Origin of the sequence: Acinetobacter sp. UBA5934, from assembly GCF_002430855.1 — a bacterium.
Classification (GTDB): domain Bacteria; phylum Pseudomonadota; class Gammaproteobacteria; order Pseudomonadales; family Moraxellaceae; genus Acinetobacter.
Map to the genome: position 1 here is coordinate 27,494 of NZ_DJDC01000062.1, position 378 is coordinate 27,871.

1 protein-coding gene is annotated in these 378 nt (G+C 41.5%); it reads left to right on the forward strand.

Features of this window, described 5'->3' with window-relative positions:
• The coding region (locus B2Y23_RS04310) for a YceD family protein (protein ID WP_291369232.1) at positions 1-378 on the forward strand (378 nt) is incomplete at both ends.

A 378-nucleotide genomic window follows, 5' to 3' on the forward strand; every position in this document is an offset into this window, starting at 1 on the left:
CGTGAAGCTGTTGGATCAATTGATGATCAATTGATTAACATAGACTGTAAGCTATCAATGGATGCGTATCATCGTATCGTATGGTTAGATGGTCATGTTGAAACGAAAGTACCAATGGAATGTCAGCGTTGTCTGAATCCTGTTGAAATTCCTCTCGTTTCAGACTTTCATTTAGCGCTTGTGGATGATGAATCACTGATAGAGCGCTTGGATGAGGATGCTGATTTCATCGTCTTAGGTGAAAGTGAAGCAACGACAAAAGGTAGCTATGATGCTCCTGCGACGGCTGATTTACTTTCTCTGATAGAAGATGAATTGTTATTGTTGGTGCCTTTGTCTCCTAAGCATGACGTTTGTGAGCATAAGCATCAACCTGCC